The sequence below is a fragment of the Mycobacterium cajalii genome (assembly GCF_045809005.2).
Lineage (GTDB): Bacteria > Actinomycetota > Actinomycetes > Mycobacteriales > Mycobacteriaceae > Mycobacterium.
Genome location: NZ_CM141436.1, coordinates 6,075,941 through 6,100,875, shown reverse-complemented (window position 1 = coordinate 6,100,875; position 24,935 = coordinate 6,075,941). Strand labels below are relative to the sequence as shown.

Below are 24,935 nucleotides of genomic sequence, written 5' to 3'. Positions count from 1 at the left end.
GTGCGGGCGCAGAAAGCCCGGACGTTCGACGGCACCGCAGAGCCACACAACTCTGCGGTGCCGTCGGGTGACAGGACTTTCCGGGCTCCTAGACGGGAGGCGCCGCCGGGACGGCCGCGGCCGCGGCGGGCAGGGCACCGGCGGCCGCGCCCGGCAGGGCACCGGCGGCACCCGCCGCGCCCGGCAGGGCACCGGCCACGCCGGGCAGGGCACCGGCGGCACCGGGCAGGGCGCCGGCCGCGCCGGGCAGGGCACCGGCGGCACCGGGCAGGGCGCCGGCCGCGCCCGGCAGGGCACCGCCGCTCTGCTGGACCTGCTGCATGATCGCCGGCATAACCATGCCCTTGATCAGGTCGATGGCCTGGCTGGCGCCCAGCTGGTTGGCGGCCTGCATCACGTCGTTGACCAGCCCGCCGCTGCCGCCGCTGCCGGCGCCGGCCGGCATGCCGCCCAGCGTGGAGGGGTCACCGAGGATCGGGTAGGTCCCGTCGACGCCGGGGTCCAGGCCGACCGGCGTGCTGATCGGCACCTCGCCGGCACCGCCGACGGGGCTCAGGCCCGGGGTGAGCCCGGCCGCGGGACTGGTGAGCCCGGCTACGGGACTGGTCAGCCCGGGGGTGGTCAGCCCGCCGCCGGGCAGGCCCCCGCCGGGCAGCCCCGGGGTCGTCGGCAACGCCGCGGCGGGCGCGAGCCCGGGCGCCGCGGGCGTCAGGCCGGGGCTGGTCAGGCCCGGGGTCGCCAGGCCGGGGCTGGTCAGGCCGGGGGTCGCCAGGCCCGGCGTTCCCAGGCCCGGCGTTCCCAGGCCGGGGCTCGTCAGGCCCGGAGTCCCCAGGCCGGGCGTGGCCCCGGCGCCCCCGGTCAGCGCGGGCACCGGAGGCATGTTGATCCCGAACTGGGAAAGCCCCTGCGACAGCGCGCCCATCAACTCGTTGGGCAGGTCGGAAATCATTGCGGCCTGCTTGAATTCGTGGTGCTCGGGCGGCTTGGTGCCCGATGTCGCCTCGAAGACCAGGAAGTATGCGCAAGGACTCGCCACTGCCAGGGCGGCGACCGCGCTCATGGCTGTCGAAAGCTTGCGTCGGCGTCGGTTCGGCACGGAAGTCTCCTCAATCTAGCTATGTGTTGTTCGGCGCGTCCTGCCCTTGGATTTCTCGGTCCGGCATGACCCACACAGAATCGATGGTACGAGTGAGAATGGTGTGACCAGAGTGGTGATATTGAATCGTGAGCCAATCGCGACTTAGGTCAACCCGAACGGCCCTGGCTCGTCAAATGGGTTGGACCCGCGCGGTCGGATACCCTATGCAACCGATGACCGCTCGTTTCGACCTCCTCGTCGCGGGATCCGGGTTCTTCGGCCTGACCGTCGCCGAGCGCGTGGCTACCCAACTCGGCAAGCGCGTGCTCGTCGTCGAACGGCGCCCGCACATCGGCGGCAACGCGTACTCGGAGGCCGAGCCGCAGACGGGGATCGAGATCCACAAGTACGGCGCCCACCTGTTCCACACCTCCAATAAGAGGGTCTGGGACTACGTGCGCCAGTTCACCGAGTTCACCGGCTACCAGCACCGCGTGTTCGCGATGCACGACGGGCAGGCCTACCAGTTCCCGATGGGACTGGGCCTGGTGTCGCAGTTCTTCGGCAGATACTTCAGCCCCGACGAGGCGCGCCGGCTGATCGCCGAGCAGGCCGCCGAGATCGCGACCGCCGACGCGCAGAACCTCGAGGAGAAGGCCATCTCGCTGATCGGCCGCCCGCTCTACGAGGCCTTCGTCAAGGGCTACACCGCCAAGCAGTGGCAGACCGATCCGAAGGAACTGCCGGCGGCCAACATCACCCGCCTGCCGGTGCGCTACACCTTCGACAACCGCTACTTCAACGACACCTACGAGGGCCTGCCGGTCGACGGCTACACCGCCTGGCTGCAGAACATGGCCGCCGACGACCGCATCGAGGTCCGGCTGGACACCGACTGGTTCGACGTGCGCGACCTGCTGCGCGCCGATAGCCCCGGCGCGCCGGTGGTCTACACCGGCCCGCTGGACCGCTACTTCGACTACGCCGAAGGCCGACTGGGCTGGCGCACCCTGGATTTCGAGCTCGAGGTGCTGTCCACCGGTGACTTCCAGGGCACGCCGGTGATGAACTACAACGACGTCGAGGTGCCCTACACCCGCATCCACGAGTTCCGCCACTTCCACCCCGAGCGCGACTACCCCACCGACAAAACGGTGATCATGCGGGAGTACTCCCGGTTCGCCGACGACGGCGACGAGCCGTACTATCCGATCAACACCGAGGCCGACCGCAACCTGCTTGCCGCCTACCGGGCGCGGGCCAAGGCCGAAACCGCCTCGGCGAAGGTGCTTTTCGGTGGGCGCCTCGGCACCTACCAATATCTGGACATGCACATGGCCATCGCCAGCGCGCTGAACATGTACGACAACGTCCTCGCGCCGCACCTGCGCGACGGCGCCCCGCTGAACGGAGAGACGGGCGAATGACCGCCGTGAGCCTGCTGGCCCGAATCATCCTGCCGCGCCCCGGCGAGCCCCTCGACGTGCGCAAGCTCTACCTCGAGGAGTCGACCTCCAACGCCCGCCGCGCGCACGCCACCACCCGCACCTCGCTGCAGATCGGCGCGGAGTCCGAGGTGTCGTTCGCCACCTACTTCAACGGGTTCCCGGCCAGTTACTGGCGGCGCTGGACGACGCTGACATCGGTCGTCCTGCGGGTCGAGGTGACCGGCGCGGGCCGCGTCGACGTCTACCGCACCAAGGCCACCGGCGCGCGGATCTTCATCGAGGGCCGCCAGTTCGCCGTCGCCTCCGACGAGGACCCCGACCAGGCGCAGGTCGTCGAGATCGGCGTGGCGCTCAAGCCGTTCGAGGACGGCGGCTGGATCTGGTTCGACATCACCACCGACACCGCGGTCACCCTGCGCTCCGGCGGCTGGTACGCGGCCGAGCCCGCCCCCGGCACGGCCAACATCGCGGTCGGGATCCCGACGTTCAACCGGCCCGCCGACTGCGCCAACGCGCTGGCCGACCTCACCGCCGACCCGTTGGTCGACGAGGTGATCGGCGCGGTGATCGTGCCCGACCAGGGCGTGCACAAGGTGCGCGACCACCCCGACTTCCCGGCGGCGGCCGCCCGGCTGGGCGATCGGCTCTCGATCCACGACCAGCCCAACCTCGGCGGTTCCGGCGGCTACAGCCGGGTCATGTACGAGGCGCTGAAAAACACCGACTGCCAACAGATCCTGTTCATGGACGACGACATCCGCATCGAGCCGGACTCGATCCTGCGGGTGCTGGCGATGCACCGCTTCGCCAAGACCCCGATGCTGATCGGCGGCCAGATGCTCAACCTGCAGGAGCCCTCGCACCTGCACATCATGGGCGAGGTCGTGAACCGGTCGAACTTCATGTGGACCTCGGCGCCGCACGCCGAATACGACCACGACTTCGCCGAATACCCGCTCAACGACAACGACGACAAGAGCAAGCTGCTGCACCGCCGCATCGACGTGGACTACAACGGCTGGTGGACGTGCATGATCCCGCGGCAGGTCGCCGAGGAGCTGGGCCAGCCGCTGCCGCTGTTCATCAAGTGGGACGACGCCGACTACGGCCTGCGCGCCGCCGAACACGGCTACCCCACCGTCACGCTGCCCGGGGCGGCGATCTGGCACATGGCCTGGAGCGACAAGGACGACGCGATCGACTGGCAGGCCTACTTCCACCTGCGCAACCGGCTGGTGGTCGCGGCGATGCACTGGGACGGTGACGTCACCGGGCTGGTCCGCAGCCATCTCAAGGCCACACTGAAACACCTTGCCTGCCTTGAATATTCGACGGTGGCGATCCAGAACAGGGCGATCGACGACTTCCTGGCCGGCCCCGAGCACATCTTCTCGATCCTGGAGTCGGCGCTGCCGGAGGTGCACCGCATCCGCAAGCAGTACCCCGACGCGGTCGTCCTGCCGGCGGCCAGCGAACTGCCGCCGCCGCTGCACCGGAGCCCGGCGATGAAGCCGCCGGTGAACCCGCTGTCCATCGGCTACCGGCTCCTGCGCGGCATCGCCCACAACCTGACCGCCGCCGACCCCGTGCACCACCGGCGCCCGGAGTTCAACGTGCCCACCCAGGACGCGCGCTGGTTCCGGCTGTGCACGGTGGACGGCGTCACCGTGACGACGGCCGACGGCTGCGGCGTGGTCTACCGGCAGCGCGACCGGCGCAAGATGTTCGCGCTGCTGTTGGCCTCGCTGCGCCGGCAGCGGCAGCTGACGAAGCGGTTCGACGAGATGCGCCGCGCGTACCGCGACGCCCTGCCGGTGCTGTCCAGCAAGCAGAAGTGGGAGACGGTGCTGCTGCCCGCCCCCGGCAACCCCGGGCATGACTGAAACCCGGCCGCGCGGCGAGGCGGCCGTCATCGTGGCCGCGCAGGCGGCGCTGGCCGGGCGGCCCGGGGCGCTGCCCGCGGCCCGCGCGCTGTCCCACTTCGGCGAGCACAGCATCGGCTGGCTGGCGGTGGCGTCGGCCGGGGCGGTCCTGGTGCCGGGACGCCGCCGGGAGTGGCTTCTCGCCGGCGCGGGGACGTTCGCGGCGCACGCGGCCGCGGTGCTGGTCAAACGACTGGTGCGGCGGGCACGGCCGCATCACCCGGCCGTCGCGGTCAACGTCGGCACCCCCAGCCGGCTGAGCTTCCCGTCGGCGCACGCCACCTCCACGACGGCGGCGGCGATCCTGCTGGGCCGGGCCGGCGGGCTGCCTCCCGGGCTGTGCCCCGCGGTCCTGGTGCCGCCGATGGCGCTGTCGCGGATACTGCTCGGCGTGCACTATCCCAGCGACGTGGTTTTCGGCGTGGCGCTCGGCGCCGCGGTGGCCCGGCTTGCACTCTGGATCGATGGAGGTGTGCCGAATGAGTGAGGACGTGGTGGTCGAACCTCCGGGCAGCCTGATCACCGGGGTGGTCAGGGCGATGCGTCCGCGACAGTGGGTCAAGAACGTGCTGGTGCTGGCCGCGCCGCTGGCCGCGCTGGGCGGCCCGCTGCACTACAACCACTACACCGAGGTGCTCACCAAGGCGTCGGTGGCGTTCGTGGTGTTCTGCCTGGCGGCCTCGTCGATCTACCTGATCAACGACGTGCGCGACGTCGAGGCCGACCGCGAGCACCCCACCAAGCGGTTCCGGCCGATCGCGGCCGGCGTGGTGCCCGAGTGGCTGGCCTACGCCCTGGCCGTCGTCCTGGGGGTGGCGTCCCTGGCGCTCTCCTGGCTGGCGACGCCGAACCTGGCGCTGGTGATGGCCGTGTACCTGGCCATGCAACTGGGCTACTGCTACGGCCTCAAACACCAAGCGGTGATCGACATCTGCATCGTGTCGTCGGGATTTTTGATCCGGGCCATCGCCGGCGGTGTGGCCGCCGAAATCCCGCTCTCGCAATGGTTTCTGCTGATGATGGCGTTCGGGTCGCTGTTCATGGTGGCCGGCAAGCGCTACGCCGAGCTGCAGGTCGCCGAGCGCACCGGGGCCCGGATCCGCAAAGCGCTGGAGAGCTACACCAGCACGTATCTGCGCTTCGTGTGGACCATGTCGGCCACCGCGGTGGTGGTCTGCTACGGGCTGTGGGCCTTCGAGCGCGACCACCACTCCGGGTCGTGGTTCGCGGTGTCGATGGTGCCGTTCACCATCGCGATCCTGCGCTACGCCGTGGACGTCGACGGCGGGCTGGCCGGCGAGCCCGAGGACATCGCGCTGCGCGACCGGGTGCTGCAGCTGCTGGCGCTGGCCTGGATCGCGACCGTCGGAGCCGCGGTTGCCTTCGGCTGACCCTCATCCCGGCGCCGTCCCGGTGACGCGCCGACGCCCACCCGTTCGGCGCTTCTTCCGCACCGCGTTCCCCTACGACACCGCGGTGCGCACCAGCCTGTGGACCAGCGTGGCGGTGGTCTGCGCCCTGTTCGCGTGGGGGGCCTGGCAGCGGCGCTGGATCGCCGACGACGGGCTGATCGTGCTGCGCACCGTGCGCAACCTGCTGGCCGGCAACGGGCCGGTGTTCAACGCCGGCGAGCGGGTGGAGGCGAACACCTCCACGGCGTGGACGTATCTGCTGTATCTGGGCAGCTGGGTCGGCGGCCCGCTGCGCATGGAGTACGTGGCGCTGGCGTTCGCGCTCGGGCTTTCGGTGCTGGGCGTGGCCCTGCTGATGCTGGGCACCGGCCGGTTGTACGCGCCCGGCCTGCGGGGCCGCAAGGCCGTCATGCTGCCCGCCGGGGCGCTCGTCTACATCGCGTTGCCCCCGGCGCGCGACTTCGCCACCTCGGGCTTGGAGAGCGGGCTGACGCTGGCCTACCTCGGGCTGCTGTGGTGGATGATGGTCCGCTGGGGCCAGCCGGTGCGCAACCGCCCGGACAGCCCGTTCTTCCTCGGTGTGCTGGCCTTCGTCGCCGGATTCAGCGTCCTGGTCCGGCCCGAGCTGGCGTTGATGGGCCTGCTGGCGCTGTTCATGATGCTGATCGCGGCCCGGACGTGGGCCCGGCGCGGCCTGATCGTGGCGGCGGGGGGACTGCTGCCGGTCGCCTACCAGATCTTCCGGATGGGCTACTACGGCCTGCTGGTGCCCGGGACCGCGCTGGCCAAGGACGCGGCCGGCGACAAGTGGTCCCAGGGCATGACCTACCTGGCCAACTTCGACGCGCCGTATGCGGTGTGGGTGCCGGTGGTCCTGCTGGTGCCGCTGGGCATCCTGCTCGCGGCGGCCCGGCGCCGGCCGTCGTTTTTGCGCCCGATGCTGGCGCCCCGCTACGGGCGGCTGGCGCGCGCGGTGCAGAGCCCGCCCGCGGTGGTCGCCTTCGTGCTGGTCAGCGGCGCTTTGCAGGCGCTGTACTGGATCCGGCAGGGCGGTGACTTCATGCACGGGCGGGTGCTGCTGGCGCCGCTGGCCTGCCTGCTCGCCCCGGTCTCGGTGGTCCCGCTGCCGCTCCCCGACGGACAGGACTACTCCCGCGAGACGGGCTACTGGGTGGCCGGTGCGGCCGGTGCGCTCTGGCTGGGGGTGGCCGGCTGGTCGCTGTGGGCGGCGAACTCGCCCGGGATGGGCGACGACGCCACCCGGGTCACCTTTTCCGGCATCGTCGACGAGCGCCGCTTCTACGCGCAGGCCACCGGCCACGCCCACCCGACGACCGCCGCCGACTACCTGGACTACCCGCGGATGGCCGCGGTGCTCTCCGCGCTCGACAACACCCCGGACGGGGCGTTGCTGCTGCCGTCCGGCAATTACATCCAGTGGGACATCGTGCCGATGGTCCGGCCGGCTCCGGGAGGGCCCGCCGATGGCGCGGCCCCGCAGAGACCGCAGCACGCCGTGTTCTTCACCAACCTCGGCATGGTCGGCATGAACGTCGGGCTCGACGTCAGGGTGCTCGACCAGATCGGTCTGGCAAATCCGCTGGCCCAGCACACGCAGCGGCTGCAGCACGGTCGCATCGGCCACGACAAGAACCTCTTCCCGGACTGGGTGATCGCCGACGGCCCCTGGGTGAAGGTCTATCCCGGGATCCCGGGCTACCTGGACCAGCAGTGGGTGGCCGAGGCCGAGGCGGCCCTGCGCTGCCCCGAGACCCAGTCGGTGCTGGGGTCGATACGCGCCCCGATGACGCTGCACCGCTTCGTCTCCAACTTTGTGCACTCCTTCGAGTTCACCCGCTACCAGATCGATCGGGTGCCGCGCTACGAGCTCGCCCGCTGCGGGCTCCCGGTGCCCGAGGAGACACCGCCACCGCCGCGCGAGTGAGCTCCCGGACGCCCCCGGCGGGCCGATTTTGTGACGAATCTCGAACTGGTCACGACGGCCGCGGACCACGTGTTTCCCGCCCGGCCACCAGCAACACCACATCTGTGCCCTCACCTGCACGCGACAGCGCCCCGGCACATGCGGTAACGGGATTTCCGGCGGCCGCCGCCGCCCCGCGAATCCGCCGAAAACCGTGCCCGGGCGGGGGTTTGCGCGCCGCTCTCGATGTGAGCCGGGGGCCGCGGGTGTGGTTGACTACACGGGCACTGCTGCGCCCTGCGTATGCAGTGCTACGTAATTCGCGTGCCAGAGGACGTGAGAGACGATGCGCCCGGATTCGGACGCACCGAAAGGATGAGGAAGCAAGTATGACGCTTGTCGACAGGTTGCGCGGCGCCGTGGCTGGGATGCCACGTCGGCTCGTGGTGGGGGCCGTTGGCGCGGCGCTGCTCTCGAGTGTGGTCGGAGCCGTGGGGAGCTCGGCGACCGCCGGGGCATTCTCGCGCCCGGGGCTGCCGGTGGAGTACCTCGAGGTCCCGTCCGCGGGCATGGGTCGCGACATCAAGGTCCAGTTCCAGAGCGGCGGAAACGGTTCGCCGGCGCTGTACCTGCTCGACGGCATGCGTGCGCAGGACGACTACAACGGCTGGGACATCAACACCCAGGCGTTCGAGTGGTACTACCAGTCGGGCATCTCGACGGTCATGCCCGTCGGTGGTCAGTCCAGCTTCTACTCCGACTGGTACAAGCCCGCCTGCGGCAAGGCCGGCTGCACCACCTACAAGTGGGAGACCTTCCTGACCAGCGAGCTCCCGCAGTGGCTGAACGCCAACCGCAGCGTCAAGCCCACGGGCAGCGCCGCGGTGGGTCTGTCGATGGCCGGTTCGTCGGCGCTGATCCTGGCCGCCTACCACCCGCAGCAATTCGTCTACTCCGGCTCGCTGTCGGCGCTGCTGGACCCGTCGCAGGGCATGGGCCCGTCGCTGATCGGCCTGGCCATGGGCGACGCCGGCGGCTACAAGGCGGCGGACATGTGGGGCCCCAAGGAGGACCCCGCCTGGGCGCGCAACGACCCGACGCTGCAGGTCGGTAAGCTGGTCGCCAACAACACCCGCATCTGGGTGTACTGCGGTAACGGCAAGCCGTCGGACCTCGGTGGCGACAACCTGCCCGCGAAGTTCCTGGAGGGCTTCGTGCGCACCAGCAACCTGAAGTTCCAGGACGCCTACAACGCCGCCGGCGGGCACAACGCGGTGTTCAACTTCGACGACAACGGCACGCACGACTGGCCGTACTGGGGCGCGCAGCTGCAGGCCATGAAGCCTGACCTGCAGTCGACGCTGGGCGCGACGCCCGGCGCCGGCCCGGCCGCCACCACCCCGGGCACCGCCAACAGCGCCGGCAACACCGGCGCCGGTCACTGACACACAGCAACGCCATCGGTGGCGGGGACCCTGCGGGGTCCCCGCCACCGATCGTTTCCGGCGGTGTGACCTGTTTCACCACCCTCGGTTCCGGTCGGGCCGCGACCTGACTAATGTGCAGACAGCGACGAGACGATGGAGGGTGGCCATGAGGGTCGTACGGGGTCTGCTGCGGGTGGTGTGCATCGCCGCGCTGGCTGTGGGGCTGAGCGGTGTGGTGGCGGTGGGCGGCTCGCCCGGTGAAGCCGGCGCCGCCGGCTACGAGAGCCTGATGGTTCCGTCGGCGGCGATGGGCCGCGACATCCCGGTGGCCTTCCTCAAAGGCGGCCCGCACGCGGTCTACCTGCTCGATGCCTTCGACGCCGGGCCGGACGTCAGCAACTGGGTCACCGCGGGCAACGCGATGAACACGCTGGCGGGCAAGGGCATCTCGGTGGTCGCGCCTGCCGGCGGCGCCTACAGCATGTACACCGACTGGGAGCAGGACGGCAGCAAGCAGTGGGACACCTTCCTGTCCAGCGAGCTGCCGGACTGGCTGGCCGCCAACCGGGGCCTGGCGCCCGGCGGTCACGCCGCCGTGGGCGCCGCGCAGGGCGGCTACGGCGCGCTGGCGCTGGCCGCCTTCCACCCCGACCGGTTCGGCTTCGCCGGCTCGCTGTCGGGCTTCGTGTACCCGTCGAGCACCAACTACAACGGCGCGATCCTGGCGGGCCTGCAGCAGTTCGGCGGCGTGGACGGCAACGGGATGTGGGGTGCCCCGCAGCTGGGCCGGTGGAAGTGGCACGACCCGACGGTGCATTCGGCGCTGCTGGCGCAGAACAACACCCGGGTGTGGGTGTACAGCCCGACCAACGACGGGGCCAGCGACCCCGCGGCCATGATCGGCCAAGCGGGGGCGGCGATGGGCGGCTCCCGGGAGTTCTACCAGATGTACCGCAGCAACGGCGGGCACAACGGGCACTTCGACTTCCCCGGCGGCGGCGACAACGGCTGGGGCTCGTGGTCGGGACAGCTCGGGGCGATGTCGGGCGACATCGTCGGCGCCATTCGTTGAGACGGCGAGCCGGTACCGTGTAGAAGGTGCAGCGGGGGGGTGAGACCGCGTCGCTGCCGCCTTCCGACTCTGCTGGCAGGAGAACATGGCAACCAACGCGCGGCGCAAGCGCCACCGGATGCTCGCCTGGGCCGCCGCCCTGTCGGTGGCGGGCGTGGTGTTGCTGGTGCTGGTGGCGGTGGTGGTCCTGCTGCGCAGCTCGCAGCCGCCGCCGACCGCCGTGCCGCCCGGGGTGCTGCCGCCGGCCTCGACGACGACGCACCCCCACAAGCCCCGCCCGGCCAGCCAGGACGCCTCCTGCCCCGACGTGGACCTGATCGCCATTCCCGGCACGTGGGAGTCGTCGCCGGACGACGACCCGCTCAACCCCACGCAGTTCCCGGACGCATTGCTGCTCAAGGTGACCGGGCCGTTGCGCCAGGAGTTCCCGACCTCGCGGCTGGAGATCTACACCGTCCCCTACACCGCGCAGTTCAACAACCCGCTCAGCGGCGACACGCAGATGTCGTACAACGCCAGCCGGGCCGAGGGCACCCGCGCGACGGTCAAGGCGATGACCGACATGAAGGCCAAGTGCCCGTTGACCAGCTATGTGCTGATCGGCTTCTCGCAGGGCGCGGTGATCGGCGGCGACATCGCCAGCGACATCGGCAACGGCCGCGGTCCGGTCGACGACGACCTGGTGCTGGGCGTGACGCTGATCGCCGACGGGCGCCGCCAGCCGGGGGTGGGCAACGACGTCGGGCCCAACCCGCCGGGGGAGGGCGCCGAGGTCACCCTGCACGAGGTGCCGGTGCTGTCCGGGCTCGGTCTGACCATGACCGGTGCGCGGCCGGGCGGCTTCGGGGCGCTCAACGACAGGACCAACGAGATCTGCGCCCCGGGCGACCTCATCTGCGCCGCCCCGGACGAGGCCTTCAGCCTCGCCAACCTGCCCAACACGCTGAACACGCTGGCCGGCGGCGCCGCGGGACCGGTGCACGCGCTGTACGCCACCCCGCAGTTCTGGAGCCTGGACGGGGAGCCGGCGACCGGGTGGACGCTGAACTGGGCGAGGGGCCTGATCCAGAACGCGCCGCATCCCAAACACGGGTGAGGGGACACAGCCTCAGGTAGAACGGAGCCGGCCCCCGACAGCGGTACCTTGTGATTTGGTGTGCCGGGCTCGGGCCCTTAACATTAAGAGAAAATTAAGAGCAGTTAGAGCGTCAAGAGCATAAGTAGTAGCAGCGTTGTGCTGACCCGCTCGGGTCGGAGCCGATGTGCACCGGAGCCCGCGTCACCGTGGGCCGGCCGGGACGGCCCGCGCGCAGACCACAGGTAAATGTCGACGAGCAGTGTTTGACAGGAGAGCGGTATGGCGTACCACAACCCGTTCATCGTGAACGGGAAGATCAGATTTCCCGAGAACCTCAATCTGGCCCGTCACGTCGAACGGTGGGCGAAGGTTCGCGGGGACAAACTGGCCTATCGGTTCCTCGACTTCTCCACCGAGCGTGAGGGCATCGCCCGCGACATCTCCTGGTCCGACTTTTCCAAGCGCAACCGCGCCGTGGGTTCCCGGCTGCAGCAGGTCACCCAGCCCGGCGACCGCGTCGCGATCCTGTGCCCGCAGAACCTGGACTATCTGATCTCGTTCTTCGGCGTGCTGTACGCCGGCCGGATCGCGGTGCCGCTGTTCGACCCCAGCGAGCCGGGTCACGTCGGGCGGCTGCACGCCGTGCTCGACGACTGCACGCCCTCGACGGTCCTGACCACCAGCGACTCCGCCGAGGGTGTCCGAAAATTCTTCCGCAACCGCCCGGCCAAGGACCGGCCGCGCGTCATCGCCGTCGACGCGGTGCCCGACGAGGTCGGCGCCACCTGGGAGCAGCCGACGGGCGGGGCCGACGACATCGCCTACCTGCAGTACACGTCGGGCTCCACCCGCACGCCCACGGGGGTGCAGATCACCCACCTGAACCTGCCCACGAACGTGGTGCAGGTGCTCGACGCCCTCTCCATGGGCGGCGAGGAGGGCGACCGCGGCGTCAGCTGGCTGCCGTTCTTCCACGACATGGGCCTGATCACGGTGTTGTTGTCGCCGGTGTTCGGCCACAACATGACGTTCATGACGCCGGCCGCGTTCGTGCGCCGGCCCGGGCGCTGGATCCGGGCCATGGCGCGCCAGGACGAGAACGACAACGGTTCGGTCATCTCGGTGGCGCCGAACTTCGCGTTCGAGCACGCCGCGCTCCGCGGTGCGCCCAAGGACGGCGAGCCGCCGCTGGACCTGAGAAACGTCCGCGGGATCCTCAACGGCAGCGAGCCGGTGTCACCGGCATCGATGCGCCGGTTCTACGAGGCGTTCCAGCCCTACGGCCTGCGCGAGACGGCGATCAAGCCGTCCTACGGCCTGGCCGAGGCGACGCTGTTCGTCTCCACCACGCCGATGAACGAGGCGCCGCTGGTCATCCACGTCGACCGGGACGAGCTGAACAAGCACCGCTTCGTCGAGGTCGCCGCCGACGCGCCCAACGCCGTCGCGCAGGTGTCCGCGGGCGTGATCGGCGTCGACGAATGGGCCGTCATCGTCGACGCCGACTCGGCCACCGAACTGCCCGACGGGCACATCGGGGAGATCTGGCTGCACGGCAACAACATGGGCGTCGGCTACTGGGGCAAGGACGAGGAGACCACCGAGACCTTCAAGAACATCCTCAAGTCGCGCACCAGCCCGTCGCACGCGGAGGGCGCCGCCGACGACGGCATGTGGGTCCGCACCGGCGACTACGGCACCTACTACAAGGGCAACCTCTACATCACCGGCCGGATCAAGGACCTGGTCATCATCGACGGCCGCAACCACTACCCGCAGGACCTGGAGTACTCGGCCCAGGAGGCCAACAAGGCGCTGCGCACCGGGTACGTCGCCGCGTTCTCGGTGCCGGCCAACCAGTTGCCCCAGGAGGTGTTCGACAACCCGCACACCGGCCTGAGCTACGACCCGGAGGACACCTCCGAGCAGCTGGTCATCGTCGCCGAGCGCGCCGCGGGCGCGCACAAGCTCGACTACCAGCCCATCGCCGACGACATCCGGGCGGCGATCGCCGTCCGGCACGGCGTGACCGTCCGCGACCTGCTGCTGGTCCAGGCGGGCCTGATCCCGCGCACCTCCAGCGGCAAGATCGGCCGACGTGCCTGCCGGACCGCCTACCTCGACGGCAGCCTGCGCAGCGGTGTCGGTTCTCCCACCGCCTTCGCCACCGAAACAAGCTGAACACCAGACCATGACTGACACAGAACCTGACGCTTTGGACAACCTGCCCGCCCAGAAGACCGAGATGACAACGGTCCCGGAGATGCGGGAATGGCTGCGCAACTACGTGGCCAGGTGCACCGGACAGTCGCCCGACGCGATCGACGAGTCGGTGCCGATGGTGGAGCTGGGGCTGTCGTCGCGCGATGCCGTGGCGATGGCCGCCGACATCGAGGACATGACCGGTGTCACGCTGTCGGTCGCGGTGGCCTTCCAGCACCCGACGATCGAGTCGCTGGCCGCCCGCATCATCGAGGGCGAGCCCGAGGCGGACACGTCCGCCGACGGCGACGCGGACTGGACGCGCACGGGCCCCGCCGAGCGCGTCGACATCGCGGTCGTGGGTCTGTCCACCCGCTTCCCGGGCGACATGGACACCCCCGACGCCACGTGGCAGGCGCTGATGGAGGGCCGCGACGCCATCACCGACCTGCCCGAGGGGCGGTGGGAGGAGTTCCTCGCCGAGCCGCGGCTGGCCGAACGGGTGGCCAACGCCCAGACTCGCGGCGGCTACCTGAAGGACATCAAGGGCTTCGACTCGGAGTTCTTCGCGGTGGCCAAGACCGAGGCCGACAACATCGACCCGCAGCAGCGGATGGCGCTGGAGCTGACGTGGGAGGCGCTGGAGTACGCCCGCATCCCGGCGTCGAGCCTGCGCGGCAAGCCCGTCGGCGTGTACGTCGGTGTCTCCAACAACGACTACGCCATGATGGCGGTCTCCGACCCCACCAGCGCGCACCCGTACGCGATCACCGGCACCGCCACCTCGATCATCGCCAACCGGGTGTCCTACTTCTACGACTTCCGCGGGCCGTCGGTGGCCCTCGACACCGCCTGCTCGAGTTCGCTGGTGGCGGTTCACCAGGCCGTGCAGGCGCTGCGCAACGGCGAGTGCGACGCGGCGGTGGCCGGCGGGGTCAACGCGCTGATCACGCCCGCGGTGACGCTCGGCTTCGACGAGATCGGCGCGGTTCTCTCGCCGGACGGCCGGATCAAGTCGTTCTCCTCGGACGCCAACGGCTACATCCGCTCCGAGGGCGCCGGCATGCTGGTGCTCAAGCGCGTCGACGACGCCCGCCGCGACGGGGACCAGATCCTGGCCGTCATCGCCGGCAGCGCGGTCAACCACGACGGCCGGTCCAACGGCCTGATCGCCCCCAACCAGGACGCGCAGGCCGACGTGCTGCGCCGGGCCTACAAGGACGCCGGCATCGACCCGCGCAACGTCGACTACATCGAGGCGCACGGCACCGGAACGGTGCTCGGCGATCCGATCGAGGCCGAGGCCCTGGGCCGCGTCGTCGGCAGGGGCCGTCCCGCCGACCGCCCGGCGCTGCTCGGCGCGGTCAAGTCCAACATCGGCCACCTGGAGTCGGCGGCCGGTGCGGCCAGCATGGCCAAGGTGGTGCTGGCGCTGCAGCACGACAAGCTGCCGCCGTCCATCAACTTCGCCGGCCCCAGCCCGTACATCGACTGGGACGCGACGCACCTGAAGGTGGTCGACCAGCCCACCGACTGGCCGCGGTACGGCGGGTATGCGCTGGCCGGCGTCTCGAGCTTCGGCTTCGGCGGGGCCAACGCCCACGTGGTGGTCCGCGAGGTCCTGCCCCGTGACGTGGTGGAGCGGGAACCCGAACCCGCCCCGCCGGCCGAGGCGGGGGCCGAGGCCGAGGCGCCCGCCATGGAGAGCCACTCGCTGCGGTTCGACGAGTTCGGCGAGATCATCCCCGACACGGCGGCGACCGAGGAGGAGGAGCCCGAACTGCCGGGCCTCACCGAGGAGGCGCTGCGGCTCAAGGAGGCCGCGCTGGAGGAGCTCGCCGCGCAGGAGGCCGCGGAGCCCACCACACCGCTGATCCCGCTGGTGGTGTCGGCGTTCCTGACCTCGCGCAAGAAGGCGGCGGCCGCCGAACTGGCGGACTGGATGGAAAGCCCGGAGGGGCAGGCGTCGTCGCTGGAGTCGATCGGCCGGTCGCTGTCGCGGCGCAACCACGGCCGCTCGCGCGCGGTGGTGCTGGCCCACGACCACGACGAGGCCGTCAAGGGCCTGCGCGCGGTCGCCGAGGGCAAGCAGCGCCCGGGCGTATTCAGCGTCGACGGGCCGGTGACCAGCGGCCCGGTGTGGGCGATGGCCGGTTTCGGCGCGCAGCACCGCAAGATGGGCAAGAACCTGTACCTGCGCAACGAGGTCTTCGCCGAGTGGATCGAGAAGGTCGACGCGCTGATCCAGGACGAGCGGGGCTACTCGGTGCTCGAGCTGATCCTCGACGACTCCCACGAATACGGCATCGAGACTTCCAACGTCGTCATCTTCGCGATCCAGATCGCGCTGGGCGAGCTGCTCAAGCACCACGGCGCGAAACCCGCCGCGGTGATCGGCCAGTCGCTGGGCGAGCCCGCGTCGGCCTACTTTTCCGGTGGGCTCTCGCTGGCCGACGCCACCCGGGTGATCTGCTCGCGCTCTCATCTGATGGGCGAGGGCGAGGCGATGCTGTTCGGCGAGTACATCCGGTTCATGGCGCTCGTCGAGTACTCCGCCGACGAACTCAAGACTCTGCTCTCCGACTTCCCCGGCCTCGAGGTGTGCGTCTACGCCGCGCCCAGCCAGACCGTGATCGGCGGTCCGCCCGAGCAGATCGACGCGATCGTCGCCCGGGCCGAGTCGGAGGGCCGCTTCGCCCGCAAGCTGCAGACCAAGGGCGCCGGCCACACCTCGCAGATGGATCCGCTGCTCGGTGAGTTCTCCGCGGAACTGCAGGGCATCACCCCCCGGAGCCCCACCACCGGGATCTTCTCGACGGTGCACGAGGGCAGCTTCATCAAGCCCGGCGGCGAGCCGGTCCACGACGTCGCGTACTGGGTCAAGGGCATGCGGCATTCGGTCTACTTCACCCACGGCGTCCGCAACGCCGTCGACAGCGGCTACACCACCTTCCTGGAGCTGGCGCCCAACCCGGTGGCGCTGATGCAGATCGGCCTGACCACGGCCGCCGCGGGTCTGCCCGACGCCCAGCTGATCGCAACGCTGGCCAAAAAGCAGGACGACGTCGAGTCGATGATCTCGGCGATGGCCCAGCTCTACGTCTACGGCCACGACCTGGACATCTGGACGCTGTTCTCGCGGCGTTCCGCCGCGCGCTTCGACCCGCAGGACTACGCGAACATCCCGCCGACCCGGTTCAAGCGCAAGGACCACTGGCTGGAGGTGTCCTTCTCCGCGGGCAGCAGCTCGGTGATCATGCCGGGCGCCCACGTCGCGCTGCCGGACGGCCGCCACGTGTGGGAGTACACGCCCCGGATCTTCACGGGCCTGGAGGCGACGGATCTGGAGGCGTTGGTGAAAGCCGCCGCCGGCGAGGTGCTTTCAGACGCCCAGCTGACGGCGGCCGAGCAGCGTGCGGTGCCCGGGCAGGGCTCTGTGCTGGTGACGACGCTGACCCGGCACCCCGGCGGCGCGTCGGTCCAGGTGCACGCCCGCATCGACGAGTCCTTCACGCTGGTCTACGACGCCCTGGTGACGCGGGGCGGCGCCCAGTCGGTGCTGCCGGCCGCGGTCGGCGCGGGCGTGGGCATCACGGCCGGAATTTCTGCGGCCCCCGCCGTCGAAGCGAAAGCGCCGGTCGCCGCGGCGGCGGCCGAGACCGTGCAGGACAGCCTGACCAACCGCTACCTGCCGTCCGACACGGTCAGATGGTCGCCGGACTCCGGTGAGACCGTCGGGGAGCGGCTGGGCATGATCGTCGGCGTCGCAATGGGTTACGAACCCGAGGACCTGCCGTGGGAGGTGCCGCTGGTCGAGCTGGGCCTGGATTCGCTGATGGCGGTGCGCATCAAGAACCGCGTCGAGTACGACTTCGACCTGCCGCCGATCCAGCTGACGGCCGTGCGCGACGCCAACCTGTACAACATCGAGCAGCTCATCCAGTACGCGGTCGAGCACCGCGACGAGGTCTCGGAGCTGGCCGAGCACCAGAAGACGCAGACCCCCGAGGAGATCGCCAGGGAGCAGGCGCAGCTGCTCAGCGGGGCGACGCCCGCCACGGTCGCGGCGCCCGCGCCCGACCCGCAGGCCGAGCCCGAGACGCGGGCGCAGTCCGGCGTGGCCGTCCCGCCGCCGCCGACCGACCCGTCGGGGCCCGCGGGTTCCTCGGATTCCGGGACCAACGGGGCCGCGCAGCCGGACCTGAAGGGGGCTGCCGAGGCGCTCAGCCAGCAGGCGGTGGCCAAGGCGCTCAACTCCGACGTGCCGCCGCGCGACGCCGCCGAGCGGGTCACGTTCGCCACCTGGGCGATCGTGACGGGCAAGTCCCCGGGCGGCATCTTCAACCCGCTGCCCAAGCTGGACGGCGACGCCGCCGCCAAGATGGCGCAACGGCTCTCGGAGCGCGCCGACGGCCCGATCAGCGCCGAGGACGTGCTGGCGGCCGAGACCATCGAGGCGCTGGCCGAGAAGGTGCGCGGCCACCTCGAGGCCGGCGAGCTCGACGGGTTCATCCGCACGATCAGGGCGCCGCAGAACGATTCGCAGGTGCCGGTGTTCGTGTTCCACCCGGCCGGCGGCTCGACCGTGGTCTACGAGCCGCTGCTCAACCGGCTGCCGGCGGACACCCCGATGTACGGCTGTGAGCGGGTCGAGGGCACCGTGCAGGAGCGGGCCGCCCAGTACGTTCCCAAGCTGCTGGAACTCAACGGCGACAAGCCGTTCGTCCTGGCCGGCTGGTCGCTGGGTGGCGCGCTGGCCTACGCCTGCGCGATCGGGCTCAAGCGGATGGGCGCGAACGTGGCGTTCGTCGGCATGATCGACACCGTGCGGGCCGGCGAGGAGATCCCGCAGACCCGGGAGGAGACCCGCAAGCGCTGGGACCGGTACGCGCGGTTCGCCGAGCGCACCTTCAACGTCGAGATCCCCGCGATCCCGTACGAACAGCTCGAGGAGCTCGACGACGAGGGCCAGGTCAAGTTCGTGCTGGAGATCGTCCAGCAGAGCGGCGTGCAGGTCCCCGGCGGGATCATCGAACACCAGCGCACGTCCTATCTGGACAACCGGGCGCTCGAGACCGTCCAGATCGAACCCTATGACGGCCGCGTCACCCTCTACATGGCGGATCGCTACCATGACGACGTCATCGAGTTCGAACCGCGCTACGCCACCCGCAAGCCGGACGGCGGCTGGGGCGAGTACGTGTCCGACCTCGAGGTGGTGCGGATCGGCGGCGAGCACATCCAGGCCATCGACGAGCCCTACATCGCCAAGGTGGGCGCGCACATGAGCGAGGCCTTGCAGAGCATCGAGCGCCAGACGAGTGAGGTGGGCAAGTAGTGACGGAGATGGCTCCGGCTCCCGTTCAGCACAGCACGGCCGAGAAGCTGGCCGAGTTGCACGCCCGTCTGGAGCAGGCCAAGGAGCCCGGCGGTGAGAAGGCCGCGGCCAAGCGCGACAAGAAGGGCATTCCCAGTGCCCGCGCACGCATCCACGCGCTGGTCGATCCCGGCACCTTCCTGGAGATCGGCGCGCTGGCCCGCACCCCCAACGACCCCAACGCGCTGTACGGGGACGGCGTGGTCACCGGCCACGCCATGATCGACGGCCGGCCGGTGGGGGTGTTCTCCCACGACCAGACGGTGTTCCAGGGCTCGGTCGGGGAGATGTTCGGCCGCAAGGTCGCCCGGCTGATGGAGTGGTGCGCGATGGCCGGGTGCCCGATCGTCGGCATCAACGACTCCGCGGGCGCCCGCATCCAGGACACGGCCACCTCGCTGGCCTGGTACGCCGAGCTGGGCCGCCGCCACGAGCTGCTGTCCGGGCTGGTGCCGCAGATCTCGATCATCCTGGGCAAATGCGCCGGAGGAGCGGTGTATTCGCCGATCCAGACCGACCTGGTGGTGGCGGTGCGCGACCAGGGCTACATGTTCGTCACCGGCCCCGACGTCATCAAGGACGTGACGGGCGAGGACGTCACGCTCGACGAACTGGGCGGCGCGGACTACCAGGCCCGTTACGGCAACATCCACCAGGTGGTGGAGTCGGAGGCCGCGGCGTTCCAGTACGTGCGCGACTTCCTGTCCTTCCTGCCGTCCAACGCCTACGACAAGGCGCCGGTGGTGAACCCCGGCCTGGAGCCGGAGATCACCGCGAGCGACCTCGAGCTCGACTCGATCGTGCCGGACTCGGACAACACGGCCTACGACATGCACGAGATCCTGCTGCGGATCTTCGACGACGGCGATTTCCTCGACGTCGCCGCGCAGGCCGGGCAGGCCATGATCACGGGCTACGCGCGGGTCGACGGCCGCACCGTCGGTGTCGTCGCCAACCAGCCGATGCACATGTCCGGGGCGATCGACAACGAGGCCTCCGACAAGGCGGCGCGGTTCGTCCGGTTCTGCGATGCCTTCGACATCCCGCTGGTGTTCGTCGTGGACACCCCCGGCTTCCTGCCCGGGGTGGAGCAGGAGAAGAACGGCATCATCAAGCGCGGCGGGCGGTTCCTGTACGCGGTGGTCGAGGCCGACGTGCCCAAGGTGACGATCACGATCCGCAAGTCCTACGGCGGCGCGTACGCGGTGATGGGGTCGCGGCAGCTGACCGCCGACTTCAACTTCGCGTGGCCGACCGCGCGCATCGCGGTGATCGGGGCCGACGGCGCCGCGCAGTTGCTGATGAAGCGGTTCCCGGACCCGACGACGCCCGAGGCGCAGCAGATCAAGAAGGACTTCATCGAGGGCTACAACCTGAATATGGCGATCCCGTGGATCGCCGCCGAGCGCGGCTTCATCGACGCGGTGGTCGACCCCCACGACACGCGCCTGCTGATCCGCAAGTCGATGCACCTGCTGCGGGACAAGCAGATGTGGTGGCGCACCGCGCGCAAGCACGGCCTGATCCCGGTCTAGTTCCTCTCGCGAGCAGACACAGAATCGCGTATTTCACCCCGAATCAGTGCGATTCTATGTCTGCTCGCCGGTGAAGGCGCCGGCGACGAGCTCGTCGAAGCGCTCCAGCGCCTCCTCGGACTCGTCGTCGATCCCGCGCAGCGGCCCGCGGTCGGCGAGGTAGCGCTGCGCGTACAGCCGGGCGACGAGCGCCTTGCGGTCGTCGCCGCGGGTCTCCCGCTCCCAGGCGGCCTGCTCGGTGAGCAGCGCGGCGGCGTACACGTCGCCCATGAACTGGGCCAGCGGGAACAGCCGCGCTTCGGCGGTGTCGCGGTCCAGCTTGGCCCAGGCAGTGACGGCCGCGTCGAGGTCCTCGATGCGCCCGGCGACCAGCCGGGTCGTGTCGTCGTCGTCGGACACCGAGACGGCGTCGCGCAGCCGCGCCAGCAGCGTCTCGTGCGCGCTGGTCTGCTCGATGCCGCGGCGCACGTCCAGGCACAGGATGTTGTCGGGTCCCTCCCAGATCGTGTTGACCTGCCCGTCACGCAAAAGCCTTGCCACGGGCCAGGTCTCGATGTAGCCGTTGCCGCCGTGGATCTCGATGGCGTCCGAGGCCGCGGTGATCCCCAGCCGGCAGACCTTGAGCTTGGTGACCGGCACCGCGATGCGCTGCCGCGGCCCGGGGCGCCGGCGGTGGTTGGCGGCCCCCGTGCCGTCGAACACCAGCGCCAGCGCGGCCTCGACGTCGACGATCATCTCGGCGAGCTTGCGCCGCATCAGCGGCTTGTCGATCAGCGCCCCGCCGAACGCCCGGCGCTGCCGCGCGTAGCACAGCGACTCGACCAGGGCGCGGCGCGCGTTGGCCAGCCCGAACAGGGCGATGCCCAGCCGCGCGGCGTTGGTGAGCTCCATCATGCGGCCCAGCCCCTTGCCGTCGGACGGGCTCGACGCGTCGCCGGGGTCCCCGGAGAGCAGAAACGCCTCGGCGTCGACGAACTCGACCTCGCCGGAGGCCACCGAGCGGGTGCCCAACTTGTCCTTCAGGCGGCGCACCCGCACCCCGTTGCGCGAGCCGTCGCGGCGGGTGCGCAGCACCAGGAAGTTCGCGACGCCGCGGCTCGAGTCGGGGGCGCCCTCCGGCTTGGCCAGCACGACGAACGCCTCGCCGGCGCAGTTGGACGCGAACCACTTGAAGCCGTTCAGCAGCCAGGAGTCACCGTCGCGGGTCGCGGTCGTCTCCAGGGCCCCCAGGTCGGAGCCGCCGGTGCGTTCGGTGAGCAGCTGTGCCGTCTCGCCCGCCCACTCGCCGGAGGCGAACTTGGCCAGCACGTGCTCGCGCACGTCGGCGGGGGCGTAGGCCGCCACCAGCGACTGCACCATGCCGCCGCCGGTGCCCAGCGCGCAGCCCATCCCGATGTCGGCCTGGTTGAGCAGGTAGTTCGACGCGAACAGCGGTAGCCCCGAACTGACCTTCGCGGCCTTGGCGTCGGAGCGTAGCGCCTGCTGGGCGTCCAGCACGGCGCGCTTGGAGTGGGTGAACGACTCGGGCATGACGACCCGGCTGACGTCGTGTCCCCAGCGGTCGTAGCGCTCCAGTCGCGGCGGGTTGCGGTCGGTCTGCTCGGCCCACCGCGCCACCGGGCCGCCCATCAGCTCACCGATGCCGCTCAGGTGCGGCTCCACGACGGCCAACTCGTCGGGCCGCAGGTAGTAGGCCATGGTGGCCTGCAGCGTGGGATCGGTGCGGTACCAGTTGAGGCCGACGGCGCCGCGGTAGTTCTCCGTCCGGTAGCGCTCCGATTTCTCAGGGGTGGAGAAGGGCAGCCGATCCACCGACTCGGGGGCATAGTCGCTCGCGTCGTCGCTCATGACGCGACCGTATTACAGCGCTCAGGCCGAAGCGCGGAGCGGTCGCCTGCGATAGGCGCCCGTTCCTCTTCCCGCGACGCGGCGGGCCAGCGCGCCGGGGTCGAGGATCAGCACGCTCTTGCCGTCCGGGCGGATCCAGCCGCGGGTGGTGAACGTGCGCAGCGCCTTGTTGACCGACACGCGGTCGGCCCCGACGAGCTGGGCGAGCTCGTCCTGGCTGAGTTCGTGCGCGAGGCGGAGCCCGTCGCCCTCGGGGGTGCCGAAACGCCGGGCCAGCACCAGCAACTGATGCGCCACGCGGCTCGCCACGTCGCTGGACACCAGCTCGACCTGCTGGTCCTCGGTGAGCTTGAGCCGCTGCGTCAGGGCTTGGAGCAGCTGCTCGGCGATCATCGGCCAGCGGGTGATCCACGCGCGCAAGGTGGCACGGTCCAGCCACACCGCGCGCACGTCGGTGATCGCCGTGGCCGTGCAGCTGCGCGGGCCGGGGTCGAACACCGCGAGTTCGCCGAACGCGTCGGTCGGGCCCAGGATCGCCCGCAGGTGAGCGCGGCCGCCCGAGCCGGCCAGGCTGATCTTCACGGTGCCCGAGACGATGACGTACACCCGGTCACCCGGGTCGCCCTGATTGAATATCGTTTCGCGCGAACGGAATTCGACGGTGTGAAGCTGCCTGGTCAGCTCCGCCGCCGCGCCGGGCTCGACGCGCCGCAGGATCCCGGTGCGGCTCAGGATCTGAGCCAGGACCCGGTCCTCGTCACCGGCGGCGACATCGGGTGCGCTCATCTCAGCCCTCCTCATCCGGCCAGGAAGATCAGCCGGAAGTTGCCGACCTGGAGCTCGTCGCCGTCGGACAGCACCGCCGAGTCGACCTGTTCCCGGTTGAGGTAGGTGTTGTTGAGGCTGCCGAGGTCGACGACGCGGAACTGGGCGGCGCCGTCGTCCCTGCGTATTTCGGCGTGCCGGCGACTCACGGTGATGTCGTCGAGGTAGATGTCGCTGGCGGGGTGGCGGCCGATGGTCGCGACCGGCGCCTCCAGCCGGAACTGCGCTCCGGCGTTGGGGCCGCGCTTGACCACCAGCACGCCCGAGCCGCGCGGCAACGCCTCGACTTCGGCGTCGTCTGCCGACCAGGCGAGCTCGTCGTGGATGTCCGCGAGCGAGGCCAGGTGGGCCGTGTTGTCGTCGGGCGCGTGGTCCCGCTTGCTCGCGTCCTGCACGGGGGCCCGGTTGCGGATCACGCGGCCCGTCGGAGGTCCGGGGCCGCTTGGGCCGCCGGCGACGCCGGCCGGCGCGCCCCCGGCCCCCAGCCGACGTAGCTCAGGTACAGCCCGACGAAGGCGAAGGCTACGCAGAGCGACACCCACAATCCCTGCGCGCCGATCATGCTGTTCGCCAGGGAGACGAAGGCCGTGGGAAAGGCCAGCAGGAACACTCCCCGCAGGGTGATCAGCCAGCCCAGCAGCGACACGATGATCGCCGCCGCGCCGTGCCAGCTCTGATGAGCGGCGACGACGACCAGGCCGAACAGCAGAATGAAAGCACCGGTCACCCAGGTCCACAGCGAGTTCGCCTCGAACTGCGCCAGCAGCGACTGCATGTCGGAGGCGCGCGCCACGGCCGTGACGTCGACGATGACGAGGAAAAGACCCAGCACGCGCGCGAACATTCGCGTCCTGGCCTGCGATTCCGGTGAAGCGTCCATAGTCGTGCCCTCCGTGTGATGCGGGTCCTACACCTGAATCGGACCACCCCGGCACGTGCCCGGCTAGGGACCGAAGTCCCGTTCGTGCGGACCTATGGCCCTGCCTCGGCCCGCCGCCGGAGCGGATGATCGGGCCCAGCAACCACCGATCGAGGAGTCGACGATGAAGGCGAACGTAGGCGACTGGCTCGTGATCAAGGGCACGACCACGGAATCAGCGGACCAGCGCGGCCTGATCACCGAAGTGCACGGGACGGCCGGCGCCCCGCCCTACGTGGTGCGCTGGCTGGCCAACGGCCACCTGTCCACCGTGTTCCCCGGCTCGGATGCCCTGGTGGTCACCGCGGCCGAGCAGCAGCGGGCCGAGGAGCGGGCGCGGCAGCGGTTCGGCACCGGGCGGTTTCACACCGGGGCCACGAACTCCGACGTGTAGAACTCGGCCGGGTGCTGCGAGTGCGGGTTTCCGCGCTCGATGATCACCCAGACGCCGGTGGTTCCCGGCCGGATCGTGTCCTGCACGGTGAGCGTGCCGTCGCCGCCCGCGTCGGTGTCCAGGCCGGCGAACGCGGTGCCCGGATCCCCGGGACCGCAGCCGCCCGCGGCCGGCCGGGGAACCTGGATGAGGCCGACGTCGAAGTGGGTGCCGGGATCCGGCGGGTCCGCCAGGTGCACTTCGGCGATCGCCTTCGACCCGGCGGTGCGCACGAGCGCGGTCGCGGTGCCCAGGCCGGGACGCGCGACGATGGGCGGGGTGCTCACGAAGCTGAAGTCGCAGCGGCGGAGCTTCCAGTCCATGACCACCGTGGTGGCGCCGTCGGCGCCGGCGGTGGCGACGCACCACGTCGTCGCCGGACAGCGTGCCGCCCCGAGAAGTGCGGCGGTACGGGTTCCCAACCAGGTGCGCATC

General features: G+C 70.5%; 18 protein-coding genes. 12 read left to right on the top strand and 6 right to left on the bottom strand.

Translation table 11 applies throughout. From position 1 onward, the window contains the following. Positions 1 to 88: 88 nt before the first annotated feature. Entirely contained in the window at positions 89 to 1,096 is a 1,008-nt protein-coding gene (locus ACJ512_RS29245) for a PirG (RefSeq protein ID WP_461479921.1), read from the bottom strand. 206 nt (positions 1,097 to 1,302) lie between these two features. Between ACJ512_RS29245 and glf the strand changes: the two genes are divergently transcribed. From glf to ACJ512_RS29190, 11 genes are all read left to right on the top strand, one after another. Further along, positions 1,303 to 2,505, top strand: a complete 1,203-nt coding sequence (gene glf / locus ACJ512_RS29240) for a UDP-galactopyranose mutase (protein WP_407685394.1) — start codon at positions 1,303 to 1,305, stop codon at positions 2,503 to 2,505. Next, positions 2,502 to 4,409, top strand: coding sequence for a glycosyltransferase (locus ACJ512_RS29235; protein WP_407685393.1), 1,908 nt, complete (start codon positions 2,502 to 2,504; stop codon positions 4,407 to 4,409). The genes glf and ACJ512_RS29235 overlap by 4 nt, the downstream gene beginning before the upstream one ends. After that, positions 4,402 to 4,935: a phosphatase PAP2 family protein gene (locus ACJ512_RS29230; protein WP_407685392.1), complete on the top strand. Its 534-nt coding sequence runs from the start codon at positions 4,402 to 4,404 to the stop codon at positions 4,933 to 4,935. The genes ACJ512_RS29235 and ACJ512_RS29230 overlap by 8 nt, the downstream gene beginning before the upstream one ends. Next, entirely contained in the window at positions 4,928 to 5,839 is a 912-nt protein-coding gene (locus tag ACJ512_RS29225; protein ID WP_407685391.1) for a decaprenyl-phosphate phosphoribosyltransferase, read from the top strand. The genes ACJ512_RS29230 and ACJ512_RS29225 overlap by 8 nt, the downstream gene beginning before the upstream one ends. Further along, positions 5,826 to 7,805 (top strand): terminal beta-(1->2)-arabinofuranosyltransferase, encoded by a 1,980-nt coding sequence (aftB, locus tag ACJ512_RS29220; protein ID WP_407685390.1) that lies wholly within the window; start codon positions 5,826 to 5,828, stop codon positions 7,803 to 7,805. Before ACJ512_RS29225 ends, aftB begins: the two co-directional genes overlap by 14 nt. A 368-nt stretch (positions 7,806 to 8,173) precedes the next feature. Then, positions 8,174 to 9,229 (top strand): diacylglycerol acyltransferase/mycolyltransferase Ag85A, encoded by a 1,056-nt coding sequence (ag85A, locus tag ACJ512_RS29215; protein ID WP_407685389.1) that lies wholly within the window; start codon positions 8,174 to 8,176, stop codon positions 9,227 to 9,229. Positions 9,230 to 9,377: 148 nt separating this feature from the next. Beyond that, a complete protein-coding gene (locus ACJ512_RS29210; protein ID WP_407685388.1) occupies positions 9,378 to 10,283 on the top strand; it encodes an esterase family protein in 906 nt (301 codons plus the stop codon). 85 nt (positions 10,284 to 10,368) lie between these two features. Continuing rightward, positions 10,369 to 11,379: a carboxylesterase Culp6 gene (gene culp6, locus ACJ512_RS29205; protein WP_407685387.1), complete on the top strand. Its 1,011-nt coding sequence runs from the start codon at positions 10,369 to 10,371 to the stop codon at positions 11,377 to 11,379. A gap of 261 nt (positions 11,380 to 11,640) precedes the next feature. Next, positions 11,641 to 13,542 carry a long-chain-fatty-acid--AMP ligase FadD32 gene (gene fadD32, locus ACJ512_RS29200; RefSeq protein WP_407685386.1) on the top strand — a complete coding sequence of 634 codons (1,902 nt, stop codon included), beginning with the start codon at positions 11,641 to 11,643 and terminating at the stop codon, positions 13,540 to 13,542. 10 nt (positions 13,543 to 13,552) lie between these two features. Beyond that, positions 13,553 to 18,901, top strand: coding sequence for a polyketide synthase Pks13 (pks13, locus tag ACJ512_RS29195; protein ID WP_407685385.1), 5,349 nt, complete (start codon positions 13,553 to 13,555; stop codon positions 18,899 to 18,901). 8 nt (positions 18,902 to 18,909) lie between these two features. After that, positions 18,910 to 20,475: an acyl-CoA carboxylase subunit beta gene (locus tag ACJ512_RS29190; RefSeq protein ID WP_407685384.1), complete on the top strand. Its 1,566-nt coding sequence runs from the start codon at positions 18,910 to 18,912 to the stop codon at positions 20,473 to 20,475. Between the two features lie 54 nt (positions 20,476 to 20,529). Here the strand turns inward: ACJ512_RS29190 and ACJ512_RS29185 are convergent, their stop codons facing one another. The 4 genes from ACJ512_RS29185 to ACJ512_RS29170 form a co-directional block, all read right to left on the bottom strand. Then, positions 20,530 to 22,323, bottom strand: coding sequence for an acyl-CoA dehydrogenase family protein (locus tag ACJ512_RS29185; RefSeq protein ID WP_407685383.1), 1,794 nt, complete (start codon positions 22,321 to 22,323; stop codon positions 20,530 to 20,532). Between the two features lie 21 nt (positions 22,324 to 22,344). Continuing rightward, positions 22,345 to 23,109, bottom strand: coding sequence for a Crp/Fnr family transcriptional regulator (locus tag ACJ512_RS29180; RefSeq protein ID WP_407685382.1), 765 nt, complete (start codon positions 23,107 to 23,109; stop codon positions 22,345 to 22,347). Between the two features lie 11 nt (positions 23,110 to 23,120). Then, on the bottom strand, positions 23,121 to 23,492 hold the full coding sequence (locus ACJ512_RS29175) for an FHA domain-containing protein (RefSeq protein ID WP_407685400.1): 372 nt from the start codon (positions 23,490 to 23,492) through the stop codon (positions 23,121 to 23,123). Positions 23,493 to 23,560: 68 nt separating this feature from the next. After that, positions 23,561 to 24,028 (bottom strand): hypothetical protein, encoded by a 468-nt coding sequence (locus ACJ512_RS29170; RefSeq protein ID WP_407685381.1) that lies wholly within the window; start codon positions 24,026 to 24,028, stop codon positions 23,561 to 23,563. Positions 24,029 to 24,191: 163 nt separating this feature from the next. Here ACJ512_RS29170 and ACJ512_RS29165 point away from each other — a divergent pair, with 163 nt between their 5' ends. Further along, positions 24,192 to 24,461, top strand: a complete 270-nt coding sequence (locus tag ACJ512_RS29165; protein ID WP_407685380.1) for a DUF1918 domain-containing protein — start codon at positions 24,192 to 24,194, stop codon at positions 24,459 to 24,461. Here the strand turns inward: ACJ512_RS29165 and ACJ512_RS29160 are convergent. After that, positions 24,431 to 24,934 (bottom strand): hypothetical protein, encoded by a 504-nt coding sequence (locus ACJ512_RS29160; RefSeq protein WP_407685379.1) that lies wholly within the window; start codon positions 24,932 to 24,934, stop codon positions 24,431 to 24,433. The genes ACJ512_RS29165 and ACJ512_RS29160 overlap by 31 nt on opposite strands. Position 24,935: the final 1 nt, after the last annotated feature.